We start from the raw sequence: 19,964 nt of genomic DNA on the forward strand, positions 1-19,964 counted from the left end.
GGGTCCTCGGGTATGTGAGTCAGGTTTCGTCCGGTGTTCTTGCCGTGATGCTCAGGGCGTGGAAGCCCTGCCCCCTGAGGGAGCTCAGTGCATCATACACCATGCGATGACGCTCCAATGAGCGCTTCCCGGAAAAGCGGGGGGATACGATTGTCATGATGAAGTGGCCGCCTCCGGCGGCGGCTCCCGCGTGTCCGGCATGCCGGGCGCTATCATCCGCAATTTCCAGGAGCGAGGGTTCCAGGCAGGCCAGTAACCGGCGCATGGTGTCGATGGTCGGGTTCATCGAGGAAATACCCGGTTGAAGGGGCGGACATTCACCAAGCCATAGACCCCGGCGGTCACATAGGGATCCGTTTGTGCCCAGTCTCGAGCAGCCTCCAGGGAATCGAATTCGGCCACGATCAGGCTACCAGAAAAGCCGGCCGGTCCCGGTGCAGGGCTGTCGATGGCAGGGAAGGGGCCGGCCAGCAGCAGCCGTCCTTCGGCCTGCAAGTTCTCCAGTCTGGCCAGGTGAGCCGGGCGAGCGGCAAGTCTCTTTTCCAGGCTGTTGGGCCGATCTTCGGCAATCACCGCGTAATACATCAGGGCTTTTCCTCATTTTCCGATTCGACGTATTTCCCCAGGAACAGGCTCTGGGCAATGACAAAGACCAGCATCAGACCCATGCCGCCGAAGAGTTTGAAGTTGACCCAGATATCGGTGGAAAACGAAAAGGCGATGATCAGGTTGAGACCGCCCATAGTGAGAAAGAAAATCACCCATGCGCCATTCAGGCGTGCCCAAATCTTGTCGGGCAGGGTGATCTGCTCACCCAGCATGGTCCGGATCAGGTTCCTGCGGAACAGTAGGGCCGATGCGGCCAGGGTGGTGGCGAACAGCCAGTAAAGCACGGTGGGTTTCCACTTGATGAAGATCTCATCATGGAGCAATAGGGTCGCGCCACCAAAAACCGTCACCAGGGCCAGGCTGACCCAGAGCATGGTGTCTACCTTGCCATGGCGCCACCAGACCCAGGCCACCTGGAGCCCGGTGGCCGCGATGGCGACGGCAGTCGCGGTGAATACACCGGCGAGTTTGAAGGCGATGAAAAAAAGAATGATCGGGAACAGATCGAACAGGAATTTCATGGGGCCGGGTTCTTTTCCAATTTGAGGGCAGCCGAATTGATGCAGTAGCGCAGACCCGTGGGGGCGGGGCCGTCATCGAAAACATGGCCAAGGTGGGCGCCGCAGCCGGTGCAGGTAACTTCAACGCGGCGCATATTGTGGCTCAAGTCGACATTTTCGGTGATTTCGGCGGTTTCGGCCGGATGCCAGAAACTGGGCCAGCCGCAGCCTGCATCAAATTTCTGCGCCGAGGTGAACAAGGGCGCGCCGCAGCAGACGCAACAATATAGCCCCTCCTCGTCGTAGTTCCAGTAGCGGCCGGTAAAGGGGTATTCGGTCCCTTTTTCTCGGGTGACGTGATACTCGATCTCGCTCAGTTCCTCGCGCCATGCCGCATCGCTCTTGGTCGGGTATTTGCTCATGGGGTTTCCTCCGAAAAATTGCCATGGCACCATGGGACTACGTGTACCCCGGAAGATTCCCTGCAATTCTGATCGGGCAGGCGAAGGCTCAATGCAGGTGCCTGGGAATTTCGCTGGTCCGACCCTCGGGAACCTCTGCATGCATAGGTTCACCGTCGGGATTGGGATAGAGCGGGGTACCGCAGTCGTCGCAATATTCAAGGGGGAAGCGGTGCTCCAGTTGCATCACCTGGACAACCCCGGCTTCCTTCAGTGTTGCTTCGATCTGGGCTGGTATGTCGCTGCTTTCATCCTCGGCTTCCAACAGGGGCCAGACCACGCCATGTACAACCTGGGCGGAGTCACCCAGGGTCATCCCGATCCGGTATTCCTCCAGCCGTTGGTCATGGAAGGGCGCGATGACGGCTCGAATCTGGTCGGGCATCACGTTCAGCGTGGCCTGCAGGAAGGCCAGCGCCGCGCGCAAGGCGTGGGGACGGGACTGGCGATCCGCGTCGCGGCAGGCGGCATGGTAGGACGAGGGGGGCAACAGTTCGAAGGCGCAGGCCGGCAGGGCCGGTTTCAGGGCCTCACCCCCCTGGGTTTGCCAGTGACGGAAAGCGATGTCCCGGTTACCGTCGGATTCCTGCCAGCGGAAGATTGCCTCTCCTCGTGGTACCGCTACTACACCCAGCAGATAGCGGGTATCCGACAGAAAACTGATGGTCTCGGGCAGCGTTGCCGGGTCTATGTGGTCGTTTTGTTGCTGGAGGGCGGCCCGGCCGAGTTTTTTTGTCAAACGCAAGGTGTCGCAGTAGGTCTGGGGTAACTGGTCCGGGCTGAACAAAACATCGGCCAGGGTCAGCCGGACCTGGGTGGTCAGGATGTGGGCCTGCAACTGGACCCTGAGATTGTTCAGTATCTCCGCCGACAGGGGGCCGGAGGGGATGCTGTAGCGGGACCAGGCCAGGATGGGGGCCGCAATCAGCAGCAGATCGAATTCCCCCGTGCTTTCCCCGGTACGGCTTTCGCTGCGGGATTCCACCAGGTCGGCCAGATTGTCATAGCCCCGTTCCCCGGTCTGGAACAGATGATCCAGGGCGGCATTGAGGGCGGTCTCCTCGTCTGCCTCCAGTAATGCGTCGATCAGGGCGATGAGCCGGGTCTCCCAGAAGGTGTCCTCGATGCGGCTCGACGACAAGCCCAGGGCCTGGGCCAAGTTGCAGAGGGTTTCAACATCCGGGGTCTGCTTGCTGCGTCTGGAAAATCTGGATCGTTTCACGAGGGGGGCGCAGGGAGAGTTGTCGTCCCGGGGATTGTAGCAACTCCATTCAGCTCGGCTGTTCCCAAGCTGATAGACTGCGCCCCGTTCCAACCATTTTGGCGACTCTGTTATGTTCTCAAAGCTGATGCCCAAGGAAGGGAAGTTCTTTGAACTTTTCAACGCTCATGCGGAGCTGGTGGTGCTGGGGGTGCGCCAGTTGGCCGCTCTGGTGGCCGATGTCGGTAACGGGTCCGAAACCCTGGGGCGGCATGCCCAGGCCATTGACGAGACCGAAACACGGGCCGACAAGATCACCCATGACACGATGGCCTTGCTCCACACGGTATTCACCACGCCCCTTAATCGGGATGAGATTCACCAATTGATCACCCGCATGGATGACATCCTGGACCTGATCCAGGATGTGGCGGAATCCATGTATCTGTACGACGTGCGTCAGCTCACCGAGGAAGCCAGGCGGCTTTCGGATATCTGTATCTCCTGTTGCGAACGGGTCAAGACAGCGGTTTCCCTGCTGGGAGACATGGGCCATGCCCAGGCGATCCTGCGTACCTGCCAGGAAATCGATCAACTGGAATCCGACGCCGATCGGGTGATGCGCCAGGGTATGGCCAAGCTGTTCCGGGAAGAGACGGATGTGCGGCAACTCATCAAGCTCAAGGGCATCTACGAATTACTGGAGTCGGTGACCGATCGTTGTGAGGATGTGGCCAATATCATCGAGGGCATTGTCCTCGAGAATTCCTGACCGGGTTTCGCAATCATGTCCAGTCTGGAAATAGGGCTGCCGGTCATCATATTGCTGGTGGTCCTGGCCTTGCTCTTCGACTTCATGAATGGCTTTCATGATGCGGCCAACTCCATCGCCACCGTAGTTTCCACTCGGGTTCTGAAGCCCCATCAGGCAGTGTTGTGGGCCGCTCTCTTCAATGTCATTGCCATTTTCATCTTCCAGCTCAAGGTGGCGACCACCATTGGCAAGGGCACCATTGATCCGGTCATTGTCGATCATTATGTGATCTTCGGCGCCTTGGTAGGAGCCATTCTCTGGAATGTGATCACCTGGTATTACGGCATTCCCTCCAGTTCTTCCCATGCCCTGATCGGTGGTCTGGTGGGCGCCGCTGTGGCCAAGGGAGGCTTTCATTCCCTGATCTGGGCCGGGCTGGGCAAGACGATTCTGTTCATTTTTGTCGCGCCCTTTTTGGGGTTCATGCTGGGTGGCCTGATGATGGTGGCGGTGGCCTGGCTATGCATCCGGGTGCCGGCGGGCAAGGCCGATGCGGCTTTCCGACGACTGCAACTGATCTCGGCCGCCATGTACAGCCTGGGGCACGGTGGCAATGACGCCCAGAAAACCATCGGCATCATCTGGATGTTGTTGCTGGCGGCCAATGTCACCGACCCGGCGGCGACTCGTCCCGACACCTGGGTGATTGTGGCCTGTTACATGTCCATGGGTCTGGGCACCATGTTCGGGGGCTGGCGCATCGTCAAGACCATGGGTAACCGGATCACCAAGCTGGATCAACCTCGGGGTTTCTGCGCCAATTTTGGTGGCGCCTTGACTCTGTTCATGGCGACGGCTTTCGGTATTCCGGTTTCCACGACTCACACCATTACCGGCGCCATTGCCGGCGTTGGCACCACCGCAGGCGCCAAGCAGGTGCGCTGGGGTGTGGCGCGGGGTATTTTCTGGGCCTGGATCCTGACAATTCCTGCAACAGCCCTGATTGCCGCGCTGGCCTGGGGTATCGGTCATCTGGTGCTGTGAGTGTCGGGCTTTTGCTACTGCCTGATCGGGTATGACGCCGCTGGAATAACTGGGCCGGGATGCGTCTCCTCTGTTAGAATTCCTTGTGGCGGGTCTCCCCGCATTGTGAGGCGGTGAATCTGGTCAGGTCCGGAAGGAAGCAGCCACAGCCGATTCTTGCAAGTGCCGGGGGTCAGGCTCGCCACCTTTGTTTTATCTGCGGGGTTCCCCGCAGATAAAACAAAGGGCATTACGGACACCCCCTCCCGACCTCCCCCGCCTTGCGGGGGAGGTGACTGAATAGGCGCCTAGCGGCGCGATCGACCAGGGCGTGCGAGTACTTATCTGACGCTCTTCTTGGCATGGAGCAGGTCTCTTTGTATATCCCGAGCATTCCCGTTTTTTCGGTCAGGACATGAGTTATCAGGTGCTGGCGCGAAAGTGGCGCCCCAAGTCTTTTGCCACATTGGTGGGCCAGGAGCACGTGGTGCGTGCGCTGACCCACGCCCTGGACCAGCAGCGTCTCCATCACGCCTATCTATTTACCGGCACTCGCGGGGTAGGCAAGACCACCCTGGCGCGGATCATGGCCAAGGCACTGAATTGCGAGGCCGGGGTGACGTCCACGCCCTGTGGCGTTTGTTCCTCATGCATGGAAATCGATGGCGGTCGCTTTGTGGACCTGATCGAAGTGGATGCCGCCACCAACACCAAAGTGGATGAGATGCGGCAGTTGCTGGAAAACGCCACCTACGCACCGACTCGGGGCCGCTACAAGGTTTACGTCATTGACGAAGTTCATATGCTCTCCAATTCCGCCTTCAACGCCATGTTGAAGACCCTGGAGGAGCCTCCCGAGCATATCAAGTTCATCCTCGCCACCACCGACCCCCAGAAGATCCCGGTAACGGTGCTGTCCCGTTGTCTTCAGTTCAACCTGAAGCAGATGCCCCAGGGGCATATCGTCGATCACCTGAGCCGGATTCTCGAAGCGGAAGGCGTAGTGTGCGAAGCACTGGCCTTGCGCCATCTGGCCAAGGCGGCGGCAGGCAGTATGCGTGATGCCCTCTCCCTGCTTGATCAGGCCATCGCCCACGGTGCCGGCAAGGTGGAAGAAGAGGGAGTGCGCGACATGCTGGGCACGGTGGGGGATGATTATCTCTATGCCCTGCTGGATGCCCTGGCGGCGGGAGACGCGGCCGCCCTGGTGGCGGTGGCGGATCGCATGGAGGCGCGCAGCCTCGCTTTCGATTCCGCCCTTCAGGAGCTGGCGACCCTGCTGCATCGCATCGCCCTGTTGCAGTTCTCGCCGGAGGCCATGGCCGACCCTATGGAGCGGGCAAGGCTGCAAGTCTATGCGGATGCCCTGGATCCCGAGTTCCTGCAACTTTGCTACCAGATCGTCATCCACGGCCGCGACGACCTGGCCCTGGCACCGGACGAATACGCCGGCTTCACGATGACCCTGCTGCGCCTGACGGCCTTCCGTCCCGAGGCGGCGAACGCGGTTCCGCGCCAGCCGGCGACGGCAGCGCCTGCGAACAAAATTGTGGCGCCAGTACCTGCGCAGCCGGTCGCCGCCACGACGGCACCGGCGCCCAAGGTGGAATCCCGTCCGGTCATGGAAGGGGATGATCCCTGGCATCAGTTGGTGGCCCGCCTGCCCCTGTCCGGCATGGCGCGCCAGTTAGCTCAGCACTGTGAACTGGTGGCGATGAATGAGGCGCTGGTCACACTGCGCCTGTCCCCGGTGCATAAGCATCTGATGGGGCGGATGCAGGAAGACAAGTTGCAGACCGAATTGCAGAATCATTTCGGTCGCCCCCTGAAACTGGCCCTGGACCTGGCGGACACGGAATCGGAGACGCCTGCGGAAAAAGCCCGCAATGTGCAACGGGAGCGTCAGGAGCGGGCCATCGCGGCCATTGAGGGCGACAATTTTGTGCGTGAGGTGGTGGATATGTTCGACGCCACCATCGACGAATCGACGATCAAACCCATTTGAGGAGTAGCAGGCATGAAAGGCGGTCTTGGCAACCTGGGGGCGCTGATGAAGCAGGCCCAGCAGATGCAGCAGAACATGGCGAAAGCCCAGGAGGAACTGGCCGCCATTGAGGTGGAAGGGCAGTCCGGGGCTGGCATGGTCAAGATCACCATGACCTGCAAGCACGATGTGCGGCGCGTGGTGATCGATCCTGCCGCCATGGATGACCGGGAAATGCTGGAAGACCTGGTGGCGGCGGCGGTCAACGACGCCAACCGGCGGGTGGATGCCACCACCCAGGAACGCATGGGGTCGTTTACGGCAGGCCTGAACCTGCCGCCGGGCATGAAACTGCCCTTCTGATGGCACGGCCCTCCAGCCTCGACGAGTTGATCGAGGCCTTGCGCTGCCTGCCGGGTGTTGGGCCCAAGTCGGCCCAGCGCATGGCCTATCACCTGCTTCAGCACAATCCTCGGGGTGGGGAGCGGCTGAGTCTGGCCATCGCCCATGCCTTGAAGAATCTGCGCCACTGCATCCGCTGCAACAATTTCACCGAAGCCGAGGTATGCGAACGTTGCGCCTCGTCCAAGCGCGACCCGTCCCTGCTATGCGTGGTGGAAATGCCCGTGGATCTCAACACCATGGAGCAGACCCATGCCTTCAATGGTCTCTATTACGTGCTGATGGGACGTCTGTCCCCCCTGGATGGTATAGGTCCCCGGGAACTGGCCTTCGAGCGGCTGATGGCCCGGGTCGGCGATGGCCTGGTCAAGGAAGTGATCCTGGCCACCAACTTCACCAACGAGGGGGAGGCCACGGCCCATTACCTGTCCGAGCTGCTGCGGGCCCGGGGGCTCAAGTCCAGCCGTATCGCCCGGGGCGTGCCGGTGGGCGGGGAACTGGAATTCACCGATGCCGCTACCGTGGCCCAGGCGCTGCGGGAACGGCGGGAGTACTGAGCTGAGTATGGCGAGCGCACCCGACAAGCCTCTGTCCGGCGTCCGGGTGATCGAGTTCGGCACCCTGATTGCCGGGCCGTTTTGCAGCCGTATCCTGGCGGAATTTGGCGCCGAGGTGATCAAGATCGAGTCGCCGGGAGAAGGGGACCCCCTGCGCAAATGGCGCAAGATGCACGGAGACACTTCCCTCTGGTGGTTCGTTCAGTCCCGAAACAAGAAGTCGGTGACGGTCAATCTCAAGCACCCGGAAGGAATCGAGGTGATCCGGCGCCTTGTGGGCGAGGCTGACATGGTGGTGGAAAATTTCCGCCCCGGTGTCATGGAGAAGCTGGGCTTGGGCTGGGAATCCCTGTCCTCGCTCAATCCCGGCCTGGTGATGGTGCGCCTGTCCGGTTTCGGTCAGACCGGTCCGATGGCCCGGCAACCCGGCTTTGGCGCGGTGGGCGAAGCCATGGGTGGGCTGCGCTATGTGACCGGTTTCTCCGATCGACCGCCGGTGAAGACCGGGATATCCATCGGCGACTCCATCGCCGCCCTGTGGGGGGCGATCGGCGGCCTGATGGCCCTGCGTCACCGGGAAGTGAATGGCGGTGCCGGGCAGGTGGTGGATGTGGCCCTGTATGAAGCCGTGTTTGCGATGATGGAAAGTCTGGTGCCGGAGTTCGACGTCTTCGGCTTCATCCGTGAGCGCACCGGCAATGTCATGCCGGGGATTACGCCTTCCAATACCTATACGAGCCGGGACGGCAAGCATGTCACCATCGGTGCCAACGGGGATGCCATTTTTCGGCGCTTCATGAGCGCCATCGGCCGTCCCGACCTGGCCGAGGATCCGGCCCTGGCCGACAATGCAGGCCGGGATGGCCGGGCCGCAGAAATTTATGGTGTCATCGCCGATTGGGTGGCGGCCCATGACGAGGCAACGGTGCTGAATACTGCAGCCCGGGCCGAAACTCCTGCCAGCCGCATCTATTCGGTGGCCGATATGTTCCAGGACCCCCAGTTTCTCGCCCGGGGCATGCTGGAGCAGGCAAGCCTGCCTGGTGGCGGGAAATTTCGTATCCCAGGGGTGGTGCCTAAGTTGAGCGAGACGCCGGGGAGTACGGAATGGATTGGGCCAGCCCTGGGCGAGCATACCGATGCGGTATTGGCCGAACTGGGGTATTCCTCCGGGGAGGTCGAGCGGCTGCGCTCTTTGCGCGCCGTTTGAGGTCTGACGCAGCCGCTAAGGGGGCTGTCAAGTGTACTGGCTGATTTATGATTTCGGCATTAAATTAAAGGCATTTCATTGGTAGGGGTTTTAATCGCCTCGCTGAACCCGCTATAATCGCCCGCTTTCCGGGTTCCCCTCCCCGAGCGCCTTTTTCCTTTTCTTACCTTCTGGGACTTTACAAAACCATGAGTAGTAGTGACGAAAAAGTGGATTGCGGCCGACGCCGCCTTCTCGTCGCCACCGCAGCCGCTGGTGGCGTGGTTGGCGTGGCTGCGACCGTGCCGTTCCTGGCCAGCATGGCGCCTTCAGAGCGTGCCAAGTCCGCGGGGGCGCCGGTGGAGGTCGATATCAGCAAGCTCGAACCAGGTCAGATGACGACGGTCGAATGGCGCGGCAAGCCGGTCTGGATCATCCACCGGACCCCGGAAATGCTCGAGTCTTTGAAAAAAACCGACGAGAAGGTCGCTGATCCGAAATCCGAGCGCAAACAGGCCGAATTCCCGCCTCCCGATGGAATTGATCCTGAGACCCGTGCGCTCAAACCCGAATACATGGTGGTGGTGGGTATCTGCACCCACCTGGGATGTTCTCCCACCGACAAGTTCAAGACCGGCGCCGAATCCGGCGTCGATCCCGACTGGGCAGGCGGTTTCTTGTGTCCCTGTCATGGCTCCACCTTCGACCTGGCAGGCCGTGTGTATAAGAATAAGCCCGCGCCAGACAATCTCCCCATTCCGCCGCACGTCTACCTATCGGAATCGAAAATTCTGATCGGTGAAAACAAGCAGGGGGCGTAATTCATGGCTAGCAACATCGAAAAGCACAAGTCCAACGGAACCGTGGTGGGTGATCTGATGGAGTGGGTGGATGCCCGCTTCCCTCTGATGTCCCTGTACAAGGATCATCTGTCCGAGTACTACGCGCCGAAGAATTTCAACTTCTGGTATTTCTTCGGCTCCCTGGCGCTGCTGGTCCTGGTGAATCAGATCGTCACCGGCATCTTCCTCACCATGCACTTCAAGCCGGATGCGGCCCTCAACGCCTCGGGCGTGCCGGTGGCCTTTGCCAGTGTCGAGTACATCATGCGCGATGTGCCCCTGGGCTGGCTGGTTCGCTACATGCACTCCACCGGCGCTTCGGCCTTTTTCGTGGTGGTCTACCTGCACATGTTCCGCGGCATGCTCTACGGTTCCTACCGCAAGCCACGGGAACTGATCTGGGTCTTCGGTCTCCTGATCTTCCTGTGCCTGATGGCCGAGGCTTTCTTCGGCTACCTGCTGCCCTGGGGACAGATGTCCTTCTGGGGTGCCCAGGTGATCGTCAACCTGTTCTCCGCCATTCCCCTGATCGGGCCGGATCTCTCGGTGTTCATCCGTGGCGACTTCGTGGTGTCGGATGCCACCCTGAACCGCTTCTTCTCCTTCCATGTGATCGCCATCCCCCTGGTTCTGCTGGGTCTGGTGGTGGCTCATGTGATCGCGTTGCACGAGGTGGGCTCCAACAATCCGGACGGCGTGGAAATCAAGAAGCACAAGGGCGCTGACGGCCATCCCCTGGACGGCATCCCCTTCCATCCCTACTACACGGTGAAGGACATCGTCGGCGTGGTGGTATTCCTGATGGCCTTCTCCTTGGTGATCTTCTTCATGCCGGAGTTGGGCGGCTACTTCCTGGAGTACAACAACTTCATCCCGGCCGACCCGATGAAGACCCCGCCCCATATCGCCCCGGTGTGGTACTTCACGCCCTTCTATTCCATGCTTCGCGCTGTGACCATCAATTTCTTCTGGATTGATGCCAAGTTCTGGGGTGTGGTCGCCATGGGTGCGGGGGTGGTGATCCTGGCTTTCCTGCCCTGGCTGGACCGTAGTCCGGTGAAATCGATCCGCTATCGTGGTCCGATCTACAAGACTCTGCTGTCGATCTGGGTGGTGGCTTTCGTGATTCTTGGCTTCCTCGGTACCAAGCCGCCGTCCTACGCCTTCTTCGGAATTCTTCCCGGTGAGCCCATTGCCAAGTTTTTCACCATCTACTATTTCCTCTTCTTCCTGACGATGCCCTGGTGGTCACGGCTCGACAAGTGCCAGCCCGAACCGGAAAGGGTGACTGGATAATGAAAAAACTGCTCATCACCCTGCTCTGTGTTCCTCTGCTGGCCTTGGCCAGCGGTCCCGAACTTCATCTGGATAAGGCACCCGACAAGGCCGGCGACAAGGCGGCCTTGCAGAATGGCGCCAAGCTCTTCGTCAATTACTGTCTGAACTGCCACTCGGCGTCCTACATGCGCTACAACCGCCTGCAGGATATCGGGCTGACGGATCAGCAGATCAAGGACAACCTGCTGTTCACGGCGGAAAAGGTGGGCGAGCCGATGCGCATCGCCATGCAGCGTGACGACGCCAAGATATGGTTCGGCGCCGCGCCTCCCGACCTGACGGTGATCGCCCGTGCACGGGCTTCGGAGTTCGGTTCCGGTGCCGACTGGCTATACACCTACCTGCGCACCTTCTACCGGGATCCGGCCCGTCCCTCGGGCTGGAACAACAAGGTCTTCGAGAACGTGGGCATGCCCCATGTGCTTTGGGAACTCCAGGGAGAGCAGGTTATGGGCGAGGACCACAAGCTCACGCTCGAAAAAACCGGCAAGCTGAAGCCCGAGGAGTACGATGCGGCGGTGGCTGATCTGGTAGCCTACCTGCAGTACATGGGCGAACCGGTGGGCGAGTTCAGGAAAAAACTGGGTGTCATCGTCCTGATCGCCCTGGCAGCACTCTTCGTCTTGACGTACGCGCTTAAACGCGAGTACTGGAAAGACATCCATTAACTTATTTCCTGACCAATGCATATGGGGCATCGAGAAGCAAGCGCACCACCAGCCCGGAAGGTTGTGCGCGATGCCGATTATTCCTGGGGTACGAGTACCATGATGAACCTGTACTCGGGCACGACGTGTCCGTTTAGCCACCGCTGCCGCATCGTCCTGTACGAGAAGCAGATGGACTTCCAGGTGATCGATGTCGACCTCTTCAACAAGCCAGAAGATATCGCCGTCATCAACCCTTACAACCGTGTCCCCGTGCTGGTGGATCGCGATCTGGTGCTCTATGAGGCCAACATCATCAATGAATACATTGATGAGCGTTTCCCTCATCCGCAACTGATGCCGCCCGATCCCCAGACCCGGGCCAAGGCACGGCAACTGCTCTACACCATGGAGCACGAACTGTTCAGTCATATCGACTCCCTGGAGAAGAACCTCAAATCGGCCGAGAAGTCCCGTGCTCACGTGCGGGATCGCCTGTCCGAGTTGGCTCCGCTGTTTGCCAAGCAGAAGTATCTGCTGGGGGAGGAGTTCTCCATGCTGGATGTGGCGGTAGCTCCGTTGCTGTGGCGTCTGGATCACTACGGCATCGAACTGCCCAAGGTTGCTGCGCCACTGATGAAATACGCGGAGCGCATCTTCTCCCGTCAGGGCTTCATTGACGCTCTGACGCCTTCGGAAAAGGTCATGCGTCGCTGATTGCCCTCGACCGCGGGGCAAGAGCCCCGTGGCCGACATTTTCAGCCGTTCCCGCCATGACCACAACCAAGCCCTATCTGATCCGCGCCATTCACGAATGGTGTACGGATCAGGGTTTTACGCCCTATCTCCAGGTGGTGGTCGATGCCACCACCCGGGTTCCCCGTGAGTATGTGCGCGACGGGCAGATCGTCCTGAATGTCGGTCACGACGCCACTCAGCACTTGCTGATGGGCAACGAGGAAATCACCTTTCAGGCACGCTTCAACGGTGCGGCCTTTCCCATTTCAGTGCCAGTGTCTGCTGTGGCAGCTATTTACGCCAGGGAAAACGGACAGGGTATGGCCTTTGAAACCGCTCCTGTCGAAGAGGATGCAACGCCTGTGGCTACTGCTGAGCACGCGCCTCCCGATGGAGAATCGCCAGAGCCTTCTCCTCCTGAGGCGGGCGGAGGGCGTCCCCGCCTGACTCGCATCAAGTAATTGATGTAGCGGCTTTCCTGGTTGCAAATATAATCCCAACATCCAAGGATATCAGGCCTTGGCAGGCGCCCGGATGCGAACAGAGCGCAGCTCTCCCGGCTTATATAATCAGCAAGCACTTATCCATTGGGCAACCCCTCCCAGTATGACTCTGGGTGGTGGGCCGTCCAAATGTGTTCGCTTGATTATCTGGGAAATGAATCATGACTCCTGAAGAACTCAAAGCCTTTGAAGAAAAGGTCCGCGCCTATGTGGGCCGGGAAATCAGTCCCCGCAGGAAGGGCAAGGATGACGTCAATGCGGCGATGATCCGCCATTGGACCGAGGTGACGGAAGATCAGAATCCCGTTTACTCGGATGCCGAATTCGCGGCGAAGTCCAGCAAGAAAGGCCTCATCGCCCCGCCCACCATGCTCCAGATCTGGTCCATGGAAGGCTACCCGATGTGCAAGAACCCGACGAAGGATCTGCAGCGGGAACTGCACGAGGTGTTCAACTCCTACGGCTTCACCGGCTCCCTCGGCACCAATACCAAGACGGAGTTCTATCGGGACCTGCGTCCGGGTGACCAGGTTTATTACCACACCATCATCGACAACATTTCCGAGCCCAAGAAGACGGCCCGCGGCTTCGGCTATTTCGTCGAGACCGCCACCGCCTTTACCGATCAGAACGGCGATCCTATTGGCAGGCAGATTTTCCGCGTCCTCAAGTTCATTCCGGCCCAGCAAGAGGCCGCCGCTGGCTCGGATGCGCCGGTCAAGGCCCCCACCCGCATTCAGTCACCCCGCGGCCACGACAACGCCTGGTGGTGGGAGGCGGTGGATCAGGGCAAAGTGCTGATCCAGCGTTGCAAGAGCTGCAAGACATTGCGCCATCCCCCCCGCCCCATGTGCGGCGAGTGCCAGTCCCTGGAGTGGGACTCCATCGAGTCCACCCTGGACGGCGAAGTGTTCAGCTTTACCGAGATCAGCTACCCGAAATTCCCCGGCTATCCCTATCCCCTGGTGACGGGCGTGATCCAGTTGAAGGAAGGTACCCGCCTGGTGGCCGGTATTGTCGGCTGCGATCCCAGCGCGGTGCATATCGGCATGAAGGTGACAGGCAAGGTCGAGAAGGTGGACGAGAAGACCTCGCTTCCCCAGTTCTACCCCGCCTGACCTGATCGAGGAATAGCGAGACATCTACTATGAATGCAAAAACTTTGCGCTACGAGAAAGTGGCAGTGGGCGACAAGCTGCCGGAACTGAAGATCGACATCACCACCAGCCTGATCGTCAGTACTGCCATCGCTTCCCGGGATTTCACGGAAGTCCATCATGACAAGAAGGCGGCTCAGGATTGCGGCCTGCCCGACGTGTTCATGAATATCCTTACCAGCAACGGCTTCATGGGTCGTTTTGTCACCGACTGGGCCGGTCCCGATTCCACCCTGAAGAGCATCGACTTGCGGCTGGGCGCGCCCAATGTGCCTGGCGTTGTCATGACCGTTACCGGCGAAGTGAAGTCCAAGGACGATGCCGCCGGCACTGTCGATGTGGAAGTGGTTGGAGAAAACAATGTATGGGGAAAGCACATGTCCGGTACCGTGCGTGTAGCCCTGCCGAAGGAGGCTTGATTCATGGATCGCAATATTTCTGACAAGGCTGCCATCTGCGGCATCGGCAACACCGAGTTTTCCAAGGACTCGGGTCGTTCCGAACTTTCCCTGGCGGCTGAGGCCGTCAAGGCCGCCCTGGACGATGCCGGCCTGAAGCCCTCCGACGTGGATGGCATGGTGACTTTCACCATCGACCAGAACGAGGAAGTGGATGTGGCCCGGGCACTGGGCTGCAATGACCTCAGCTTCTTCTCCCGGGTGCCCTACGGCGGCGGTGCTGCCACTGGCTGTCTGTTGCAGGCCGCCATGGCCGTGGCCACCGGTATTGCAGAAACCGTGGTGGTGTACCGCGCCCTCAACGGCCGTTCCGGTCACCGGTATTCGAAGGGTGTTTCCGGCGAGTTGATCACTGGCAGCGCCATCCACTACGGCTGGTACATGCCCTTTGGCCTGCTGACACCGGCCTCCTGGGTTGCCACCTTCACCCAGCGCTATATGCATATCAGCGGCTGCACTACCGACGCCTTTTTCGAAGTGGCCCAATCGGCCCGGGAGTACGCGGTCAACAACCCGGCGGCTTTCTTCTACCAGCGGCCCTTCGACCGGGCCGAGTACGATGCCGGCAAGAAGATCTGCTCGCCCCTGAAAATCTACGACTGCTGCCAGGAGAGCGATGGCGGTTCCGCCGTGATCGTGACCACGCCCGAGCGGGCCCGGGATATGAAGCAGCCCGGTGTGATGATCCGCGGTGTGGCCCAATGCTCAGGCAAGGATCAGGAGGAGATGACCTCCTTCTACCGTCCCGAAATCGGCTGCCTGCCGGAAATGGATCATGCGGCCAGAATGGCCTATGCCCAGTGCGGTTTGACTGCTGCCGACATCGACTCCGCGGTGATCTACGATGCCTTCTCGCCCATCGTGTTGTGGCAGCTGGAGTCCTGGGGCTTCTGCAAGCCCGGTGAGGCCAAGGATTTCGTCAAGGGTGGCACCCTGCGCATCGATGGACGGCTCCCCACCAATACCCATGGCGGCCAGTTGTCCGAAGCCTATATCCACGGTGTCAATGGCATCGTCGAAGCCGTGCGCCAGGTGCGGGGTACCTCGGTGAACCAACCGAAGAAGACCATCAATCATGCGCTGGTCACGTCGGGCGTTGGTGTGCCGACCGGTGGCGCGATTCTGGGCAGGATGGCCTGATCCTTTTCAGCTCGTCAAATAAAACGGCCTCCCGTCTTTTCTGACGGGAGGCCGTTTTATTTTGAAGGAGTGACCATACCGATCAGAGTAGGAGAAGACTGCAATGTATCTAAAAGCTGGGGAGATTTAGCCGGTAAGATATTAAAATCGAAGAGGTGTCGATTTCATATGAACTGCCTTGCACAACTGAGAAAATGACCGTGTTTCAGAAAACCGAAAAGGAACGTCCTTTTCCATCTTCGCACGATCGGCGGCCGGGAAGTGGCGAGGCCACCAAGGTCGCTCTGCTCAAAGCCGCCGAGAAAGTATTTGCTGAACTGGGTTATTCCACTGCCCGCCTCGACCATGTGGCAGCTGCTGTAGGTATTCGTCGTGCTTCACTGCTCTATTACTTCCCTACGAAACAAGAGCTTTACGATCAGGTCGAGGCCGCTATCTTTCGTGAACTCGGAGACTATACAGAGCAGAAGTTGCGGGAGTGCCAGACACCTTGGGAACAACTCCTGGCCTTGACTGACGTGTGGCTTGATTTTTGGACCGGACGTCCCACTGGAGCACGCATCATCCTGCGCATAACGGCGGATATCACGCCGCGCGTCAATGACCCGATCCAGTTTGCCGGGCCGACCATTCTTCATTTTGAACGTATCCTTCGTGCTGGCGTAGAGCAGGGAGAGTTCATCGAATGTGCAGCCAGCGATCTAATCTGTCTGCTAGGCGGCAGCATCCTCCACTACGTCTGCATTGCCCCGCACTTGGGGCCTACCCGTTCCTATCGTTCTGATGATCCTGCGCACGTGGCCACCTTCCGCGCCATGATCCATCGCACTGCCCGGGCCTTGCTTACCCCGCCGGACAAATAAAAAACTGCCGGTGTTACTACCGGCAGTCGCTGGGATATTTGGATCGGCTGGTCGGTCTGATGAGGCGTGGCGTCCATTGTCACCGGTCCCGAGAGACCGGCGCAGCCGACCGCACCAGCAGCTCCAAGGTTACGCAGCCAGGCGTTGCGGCCATCGGCTAGTGGTGCGCATGATGCGGCCTCCCTCCCTAAAACTCGTAGATCGCATCCATGCCGTAGGAGCGAGGGGCGCCGAATACCGCCGTGGGAGCGCCGGCGTTGAAGTGGCCGATGTAGTACTTCTTGTCAGCCAGGTTCTTGCCCCACAGGGCCAGGCGCAGCCCCTTCAGGCCCGGGATCTCGGCGAGGCCGAGGCGGGCGTTGACCAGAGCATAGTCACCGACGATGTACTGGCTGGTGGCAATATTGGTCTGGGTGTACTTCTGACCCTGCCAGGAATAGTTCAGATTCACCGTTAGCAGACCGATGGACGTCTTCGGCAATTCATAGGAAATATCTGCATTGAACGCATGGGAAGGGGCATTGGGAAAACGGTACGCCGAAGCTACATCGACGCCGGTGACCGGGTTTATCACCTGGTCGTAGTTCGCGTAGAGATAGGCGTAGTTCGCTGTTGTCACCAGCCCTTTGCCGATCAATGCCGTTGCCTCCAGTTCTACGCCGCGTATTGTGGCTTTGCCGGCATTAAAGATATTTGTGATCGCAGGGTTCAGTGGATCGGCTTGCACGTTTACCTGGATGTCTTCGTACTTGGATTGGAACAGCGCCGAGTTCAGCCGTAGCTTGTTGTTGAACATCTGAGTCTTCAATCCCAACTCGGTGCTCACCAGGGTCTCTTGATCGAAGCCCTGGGAGAATGCGGCAGGATTCGGAGCGCGCACGTTGTAGCCGCCGCTCTTGTAGCCCTTTACTGCTTTGCCATAGATATTCGTGCTGTCGTTGACGTCATAGGCAGCTACAAAACTTGGGCTGAAGTTGCGGAAATCCTTGTCTCCGTATGCCACGCCACCGGGTGCCGCAGGGTCGGGCACGATCGCACCGTACACAGGCAGGATGGTTTGAAAGGCCTGGTATTTGCGGGCCCAGCGACTGTCGCTGGTCCAGCGCGCGCCAATGGTCAGGTGCAGGCGGTTTTCAAGTACGTCTGGGGTCCAGGTGGTCTGGCCGAAGATCGCTGTGGATTCGTTGCGGATTTTCTGGCTTTGCAGGCTGTTGGTTACATTGTTTAGCGGGTTGCGGATGGTCTGCGTGATCGCGTCCGCATTGCCCTTTTCCTCAAAGTAATAGAGTCCGGCCACATACTTCCAGCGCTCGTCGGCGGAGGTGCCCAGAAATTGCAATTCCTCGCTCAACTGCTGCTGGTGGGTCGTACCAGTGTTTTGCAGCAATGGATAGTTCCCCAGAGAGACGGGATTAGCGTAGAAAATCTGGTTCTGGAAATTGTCCAACGTCCGGTATCCAGTAAGGGATTTGATCTGAAAGCGTGGGCCGACATCCCAGGTTATTGTCAGACTGTGGCCCGAGGATTTCACGTCATTGGGTAAGACATTGTTGGCACGGACTCCTCCGGCGACAGGGCGGTCGATAACATTCGGATAGAGCACTGCTGGTGCCGCATAGAAGGGCGTATCGTTGAGCGTACTTTCATCGTAGGTGTAGCGCACCGATATAACGCTGCTGGCTTTCCATAGTGCGTCGATGCGCCAGGCTTCACGGTCTTTGTCTCCATAGCGGGAAACGCCGGTTCCCAGGTTTCTGATGAAGCCCTCTTCCTTTTCTTTCAGATAGCCGATGCGTACTGCCACGCTGTCACCGATAGGGACATTCACCGAAGTGCGGGCATCGAACCGGTTACGGTTGCCTAAGGATATCTGCTGCTTGAACCGCCATTCTCCGGGGGGCGGTGCCTTGGAAATGAAGTTTACGGCGCCGCCTGTAGCATTTCGGCCATAAAGTGTGCCCTGAGGACCGCGCAATACCTCTACCCGTTCCAGATCTGCCACGCTGCTTGCCAGGCCCTGGCTGCGCGCAACATAGATGCCGTCTACGTACATTGCAACACTGGGATCCTGGGTAATCTGGTCGTCGGTGAGACCGATACCTCGGATGTAGAGGAGGGCAGTGCCGGCGCTGTTGGGATGGGGAGTCAACTGCAAATTGGGTACTTTGGAACTGAGGTCGGTTATGCCGCTGATACCCTTGATCTCCAAATCTTCTTCAGTCATGGCGAGGATGGAAATATTGGTTTTTTGAAGCGACTCGGCTCGTTTCTCGGCGGTCACGACAATTTCTTCCAATTGTTCCTGTTGTTTGGCGGAAACGCTGTTAGCGATCACTGTGCTTCCAAACATCAGACAGATTGCAGATGTAATTTTTTTGTATGTCATGTTTTCTCCTTATGTTTTTTGATGGCGTACCAACAGACAGGGGGCGTGACCCGAAGTCGTTGGATCGCTGTTGACTAGACTACCTACTAGTAGGTAGTCTAGTCAACAGCGATAAAACCCCTATTGAGTCAATGCTTAAGGATGCTTCGGAAGCGTGGGGCCCTTAGCGCTGTGGCAGTTTTGCAGGCAGAGTCGAACCCTTTGGACGGGCGGCGTGGGTTTCTGTCAAGTGAGCAAGGGGGGGGCTGTCAATGTCAAATCCGTGTCAAATTTTTCGGAGTTGTTACATGTATTTCGTACGTTTTATATTTTTTGCAGCACTTCTTTCTAGTGCCCTGGTTGCGTGTGATCGCTCCCCGGCCTCGTTGCCCGCAGATCAGCGGCCGGTTGCGAGTCAGTTGCCATCTACGGAGCGTGCCAAATTTCGACACCTGCCGATTGAAGGAGCGCCGAATTTTCGCGATCTTGGCGGCTACAAAACGGGCGATGGCTTATCAGTGAAGTGGGGGATGCTGTACCGAACTGATGCGCTCCATGAGCTTACGGACGGTGACCAAGCGTACTTGGAGCGGCTGAACATCCAAAGGATTGTCGATTTCCGTGGGCCCTTGGAGGCGCGGAGCGCACCAGACAGACTTCCGGTGAGCCTTGCCTCCCATCTCGTCAGCATGCCGATGGCCGTGGCGGAGTTGAAAGGAGACCCCAAATTCGTTGAGCGACTGATGCGCGGAGATACCGAAGGCATGCGATTGACCGACATGCTGGTCACGATTAATCGTCAATTGGTCAGAGACTACACGCCCGTGTTCAAGGAGTGGCTCCATGGTTTAGTGACTGCGCCTGAGGGAGCCCAAATCATCCATTGCACTTCCGGGAAAGATCGGACCGGACTTGCCGTGGCAATTTTCCTGCTCAGCTTGGGAGTGCCAATGGATACGGTGATGCAAGATTACCTGGCTTCAAACGAATACTTGAGCGCCAAGAACGAAAGAGCCTTGCTTAAGATGAAAGTCTTCTCACTATTTCGTGCCGATACGGACGCCATCCGACCGATCATGGGTGTCGAAGCGAGATATTTGCAAGCAGCAATAAATGCGATCCAGGCCGACTACGGTTCGCTAGATAACTATCTAGCGCAAGGGCTCGGTGTCGATCCGTCATTTCGTCGGAAATTGCGACACCGCTTCCTCGAACATTGATGAACTGCTGATT

22 protein-coding genes and 1 other RNA gene are annotated in these 19,964 nt (G+C 58.8%); 17 read left to right on the forward strand and 6 right to left on the reverse strand.

Going from position 1 to position 19,964, the window contains the following annotated elements:
* Positions 1–19 precede the first annotated feature (19 nt).
* The 5 genes from DENOEST_RS06220 to DENOEST_RS06240 all read right to left on the reverse strand — a co-directional run bounded on the left by DENOEST_RS06220 (position 20) and on the right by DENOEST_RS06240 (position 2,792).
* On the reverse strand, positions 20–286 hold the full coding sequence (locus tag DENOEST_RS06220) for a BolA family protein (RefSeq protein ID WP_145769599.1): 267 nt from the start codon (positions 284–286) through the stop codon (positions 20–22).
* A complete protein-coding gene (locus DENOEST_RS06225) occupies positions 283–585 on the reverse strand; it encodes a YciI family protein (protein ID WP_145769600.1) in 303 nt (100 codons plus the stop codon). Before DENOEST_RS06225 ends, DENOEST_RS06220 begins: the two co-directional genes overlap by 4 nt.
* Positions 585–1,130, reverse strand: a complete 546-nt coding sequence (locus tag DENOEST_RS06230) for a septation protein A (RefSeq protein ID WP_145769601.1) — start codon at positions 1,128–1,130, stop codon at positions 585–587. Before DENOEST_RS06230 ends, DENOEST_RS06225 begins: the two co-directional genes overlap by 1 nt.
* Positions 1,127–1,531 (reverse strand): peptide-methionine (R)-S-oxide reductase MsrB, encoded by a 405-nt coding sequence (msrB, locus tag DENOEST_RS06235; RefSeq protein ID WP_145769602.1) that lies wholly within the window; start codon positions 1,529–1,531, stop codon positions 1,127–1,129. Before msrB ends, DENOEST_RS06230 begins: the two co-directional genes overlap by 4 nt.
* Before the next feature lie 88 nt (positions 1,532–1,619).
* Positions 1,620–2,792 carry a DUF2863 family protein gene (locus DENOEST_RS06240; RefSeq protein WP_145769603.1) on the reverse strand — a complete coding sequence of 391 codons (1,173 nt, stop codon included), beginning with the start codon at positions 2,790–2,792 and terminating at the stop codon, positions 1,620–1,622.
* Positions 2,793–2,904: 112 nt separating this feature from the next.
* Between DENOEST_RS06240 and DENOEST_RS06245 the strand changes: the two genes are divergently transcribed.
* From DENOEST_RS06245 to DENOEST_RS06320, 16 genes are all read left to right on the forward strand, one after another.
* Complete coding sequence (locus DENOEST_RS06245; RefSeq protein WP_145769604.1) at positions 2,905–3,543, forward strand: DUF47 domain-containing protein; 639 nt, start codon at positions 2,905–2,907, stop codon at positions 3,541–3,543.
* Positions 3,544–3,558: 15 nt separating this feature from the next.
* Positions 3,559–4,569: an inorganic phosphate transporter gene (locus DENOEST_RS06250; RefSeq protein ID WP_145769605.1), complete on the forward strand. Its 1,011-nt coding sequence runs from the start codon at positions 3,559–3,561 to the stop codon at positions 4,567–4,569.
* Between the two features lie 87 nt (positions 4,570–4,656).
* An RNA gene (gene ffs / locus DENOEST_RS06255) (signal recognition particle sRNA small type) lies at positions 4,657–4,755 on the forward strand.
* 208 nt (positions 4,756–4,963) lie between these two features.
* Positions 4,964–6,553, forward strand: a complete 1,590-nt coding sequence (gene dnaX / locus DENOEST_RS06260; RefSeq protein WP_145769606.1) for a DNA polymerase III subunit gamma/tau — start codon at positions 4,964–4,966, stop codon at positions 6,551–6,553.
* Positions 6,554–6,565: 12 nt separating this feature from the next.
* A complete protein-coding gene (locus DENOEST_RS06265; protein ID WP_145769607.1) occupies positions 6,566–6,895 on the forward strand; it encodes a YbaB/EbfC family nucleoid-associated protein in 330 nt (109 codons plus the stop codon).
* Positions 6,895–7,491, forward strand: a complete 597-nt coding sequence (gene recR, locus DENOEST_RS06270; RefSeq protein ID WP_145769608.1) for a recombination mediator RecR — start codon at positions 6,895–6,897, stop codon at positions 7,489–7,491. Before DENOEST_RS06265 ends, recR begins: the two co-directional genes overlap by 1 nt.
* A gap of 7 nt (positions 7,492–7,498) precedes the next feature.
* Positions 7,499–8,701: a CaiB/BaiF CoA transferase family protein gene (locus DENOEST_RS06275; RefSeq protein WP_145769609.1), complete on the forward strand. Its 1,203-nt coding sequence runs from the start codon at positions 7,499–7,501 to the stop codon at positions 8,699–8,701.
* Positions 8,702–8,889: 188 nt separating this feature from the next.
* Positions 8,890–9,501, forward strand: coding sequence for a ubiquinol-cytochrome c reductase iron-sulfur subunit (gene petA, locus DENOEST_RS06280; protein ID WP_145769610.1), 612 nt, complete (start codon positions 8,890–8,892; stop codon positions 9,499–9,501).
* A 3-nt stretch (positions 9,502–9,504) separates the two neighbouring features.
* Positions 9,505–10,818: a cytochrome b gene (locus DENOEST_RS06285; protein ID WP_145769611.1), complete on the forward strand. Its 1,314-nt coding sequence runs from the start codon at positions 9,505–9,507 to the stop codon at positions 10,816–10,818.
* Positions 10,818–11,528: a cytochrome c1 gene (locus DENOEST_RS06290; protein ID WP_145769612.1), complete on the forward strand. Its 711-nt coding sequence runs from the start codon at positions 10,818–10,820 to the stop codon at positions 11,526–11,528. Before DENOEST_RS06285 ends, DENOEST_RS06290 begins: the two co-directional genes overlap by 1 nt.
* Positions 11,529–11,627: 99 nt before the next feature.
* A complete protein-coding gene (locus DENOEST_RS06295; protein WP_145769613.1) occupies positions 11,628–12,224 on the forward strand; it encodes a glutathione S-transferase N-terminal domain-containing protein in 597 nt (198 codons plus the stop codon).
* Positions 12,225–12,280: 56 nt separating this feature from the next.
* A complete protein-coding gene (locus tag DENOEST_RS06300) occupies positions 12,281–12,706 on the forward strand; it encodes a ClpXP protease specificity-enhancing factor (RefSeq protein ID WP_145769614.1) in 426 nt (141 codons plus the stop codon).
* A gap of 203 nt (positions 12,707–12,909) precedes the next feature.
* Complete coding sequence (locus DENOEST_RS06305; RefSeq protein WP_145769615.1) at positions 12,910–13,866, forward strand: bifunctional MaoC family dehydratase N-terminal/OB-fold nucleic acid binding domain-containing protein; 957 nt, start codon at positions 12,910–12,912, stop codon at positions 13,864–13,866.
* A gap of 29 nt (positions 13,867–13,895) precedes the next feature.
* The gene (locus DENOEST_RS06310; RefSeq protein ID WP_145769616.1) at positions 13,896–14,324 is read left to right on the forward strand and encodes a hotdog family protein; all 429 of its coding nucleotides are present in this window, start codon (positions 13,896–13,898) and stop codon (positions 14,322–14,324) included.
* 3 nt (positions 14,325–14,327) lie between these two features.
* Positions 14,328–15,503 carry a lipid-transfer protein gene (locus DENOEST_RS06315; RefSeq protein WP_145769617.1) on the forward strand — a complete coding sequence of 392 codons (1,176 nt, stop codon included), beginning with the start codon at positions 14,328–14,330 and terminating at the stop codon, positions 15,501–15,503.
* Positions 15,504–15,703: 200 nt separating this feature from the next.
* Positions 15,704–16,366, forward strand: a complete 663-nt coding sequence (locus DENOEST_RS06320) for a TetR/AcrR family transcriptional regulator (protein ID WP_183148216.1) — start codon at positions 15,704–15,706, stop codon at positions 16,364–16,366.
* Between the two features lie 187 nt (positions 16,367–16,553).
* Here the strand turns inward: DENOEST_RS06320 and DENOEST_RS06325 are convergent, their stop codons facing one another.
* Positions 16,554–18,752 carry a TonB-dependent receptor gene (locus tag DENOEST_RS06325; protein ID WP_145769619.1) on the reverse strand — a complete coding sequence of 733 codons (2,199 nt, stop codon included), beginning with the start codon at positions 18,750–18,752 and terminating at the stop codon, positions 16,554–16,556.
* Positions 18,753–19,039: 287 nt separating this feature from the next.
* Between DENOEST_RS06325 and DENOEST_RS06330 the strand changes: the two genes are divergently transcribed.
* Positions 19,040–19,951 (forward strand): tyrosine-protein phosphatase, encoded by a 912-nt coding sequence (locus DENOEST_RS06330; protein ID WP_170228105.1) that lies wholly within the window; start codon positions 19,040–19,042, stop codon positions 19,949–19,951.
* Positions 19,952–19,964: the final 13 nt, after the last annotated feature.

Source organism: Denitratisoma oestradiolicum (assembly GCF_902813185.1).
In the GTDB taxonomy this organism is placed as follows: domain Bacteria; phylum Pseudomonadota; class Gammaproteobacteria; order Burkholderiales; family Rhodocyclaceae; genus Denitratisoma; species Denitratisoma oestradiolicum.

Bases quoted from the DNA above. Each gene is read 5' to 3' on its own strand.
- DENOEST_RS06330 (WP_170228105.1), top strand. From the start codon at position 19,040: ATGTATTTCGTACGTTTTATATTTTTTGCAGCACTTCTTTCTAGTGCC.
- DENOEST_RS06275 (WP_145769609.1), top strand. From the start codon at position 7,499: ATGGCGAGCGCACCCGACAAGCCTCTGTCCGGCGTCCGGGTGATCGAG.
- DENOEST_RS06315 (WP_145769617.1), top strand. From the start codon at position 14,328: ATGGATCGCAATATTTCTGACAAGGCTGCCATCTGCGGCATCGGCAAC.
- DENOEST_RS06300 (WP_145769614.1), top strand. From the start codon at position 12,281: ATGACCACAACCAAGCCCTATCTGATCCGCGCCATTCACGAATGGTGT.
- DENOEST_RS06220 (WP_145769599.1), bottom strand. From the start codon at position 286: ATGAACCCGACCATCGACACCATGCGCCGGTTACTGGCCTGCCTGGAA.
- DENOEST_RS06290 (WP_145769612.1), top strand. From the start codon at position 10,818: ATGAAAAAACTGCTCATCACCCTGCTCTGTGTTCCTCTGCTGGCCTTG.
- DENOEST_RS06225 (WP_145769600.1), bottom strand. From the start codon at position 585: ATGTATTACGCGGTGATTGCCGAAGATCGGCCCAACAGCCTGGAAAAG.
- petA (WP_145769610.1), top strand. From the start codon at position 8,890: ATGAGTAGTAGTGACGAAAAAGTGGATTGCGGCCGACGCCGCCTTCTC.
- DENOEST_RS06250 (WP_145769605.1), top strand. From the start codon at position 3,559: ATGTCCAGTCTGGAAATAGGGCTGCCGGTCATCATATTGCTGGTGGTC.
- DENOEST_RS06230 (WP_145769601.1), bottom strand. From the start codon at position 1,130: ATGAAATTCCTGTTCGATCTGTTCCCGATCATTCTTTTTTTCATCGCC.
- DENOEST_RS06305 (WP_145769615.1), top strand. From the start codon at position 12,910: ATGACTCCTGAAGAACTCAAAGCCTTTGAAGAAAAGGTCCGCGCCTAT.
- DENOEST_RS06285 (WP_145769611.1), top strand. From the start codon at position 9,505: ATGGCTAGCAACATCGAAAAGCACAAGTCCAACGGAACCGTGGTGGGT.
- msrB (WP_145769602.1), bottom strand. From the start codon at position 1,531: ATGAGCAAATACCCGACCAAGAGCGATGCGGCATGGCGCGAGGAACTG.
- recR (WP_145769608.1), top strand. From the start codon at position 6,895: ATGGCACGGCCCTCCAGCCTCGACGAGTTGATCGAGGCCTTGCGCTGC.
- DENOEST_RS06245 (WP_145769604.1), top strand. From the start codon at position 2,905: ATGTTCTCAAAGCTGATGCCCAAGGAAGGGAAGTTCTTTGAACTTTTC.
- DENOEST_RS06310 (WP_145769616.1), top strand. From the start codon at position 13,896: ATGAATGCAAAAACTTTGCGCTACGAGAAAGTGGCAGTGGGCGACAAG.
- DENOEST_RS06265 (WP_145769607.1), top strand. From the start codon at position 6,566: ATGAAAGGCGGTCTTGGCAACCTGGGGGCGCTGATGAAGCAGGCCCAG.
- DENOEST_RS06295 (WP_145769613.1), top strand. From the start codon at position 11,628: ATGATGAACCTGTACTCGGGCACGACGTGTCCGTTTAGCCACCGCTGC.
- DENOEST_RS06325 (WP_145769619.1), bottom strand. From the start codon at position 18,752: ATGACATACAAAAAAATTACATCTGCAATCTGTCTGATGTTTGGAAGC.
- dnaX (WP_145769606.1), top strand. From the start codon at position 4,964: ATGAGTTATCAGGTGCTGGCGCGAAAGTGGCGCCCCAAGTCTTTTGCC.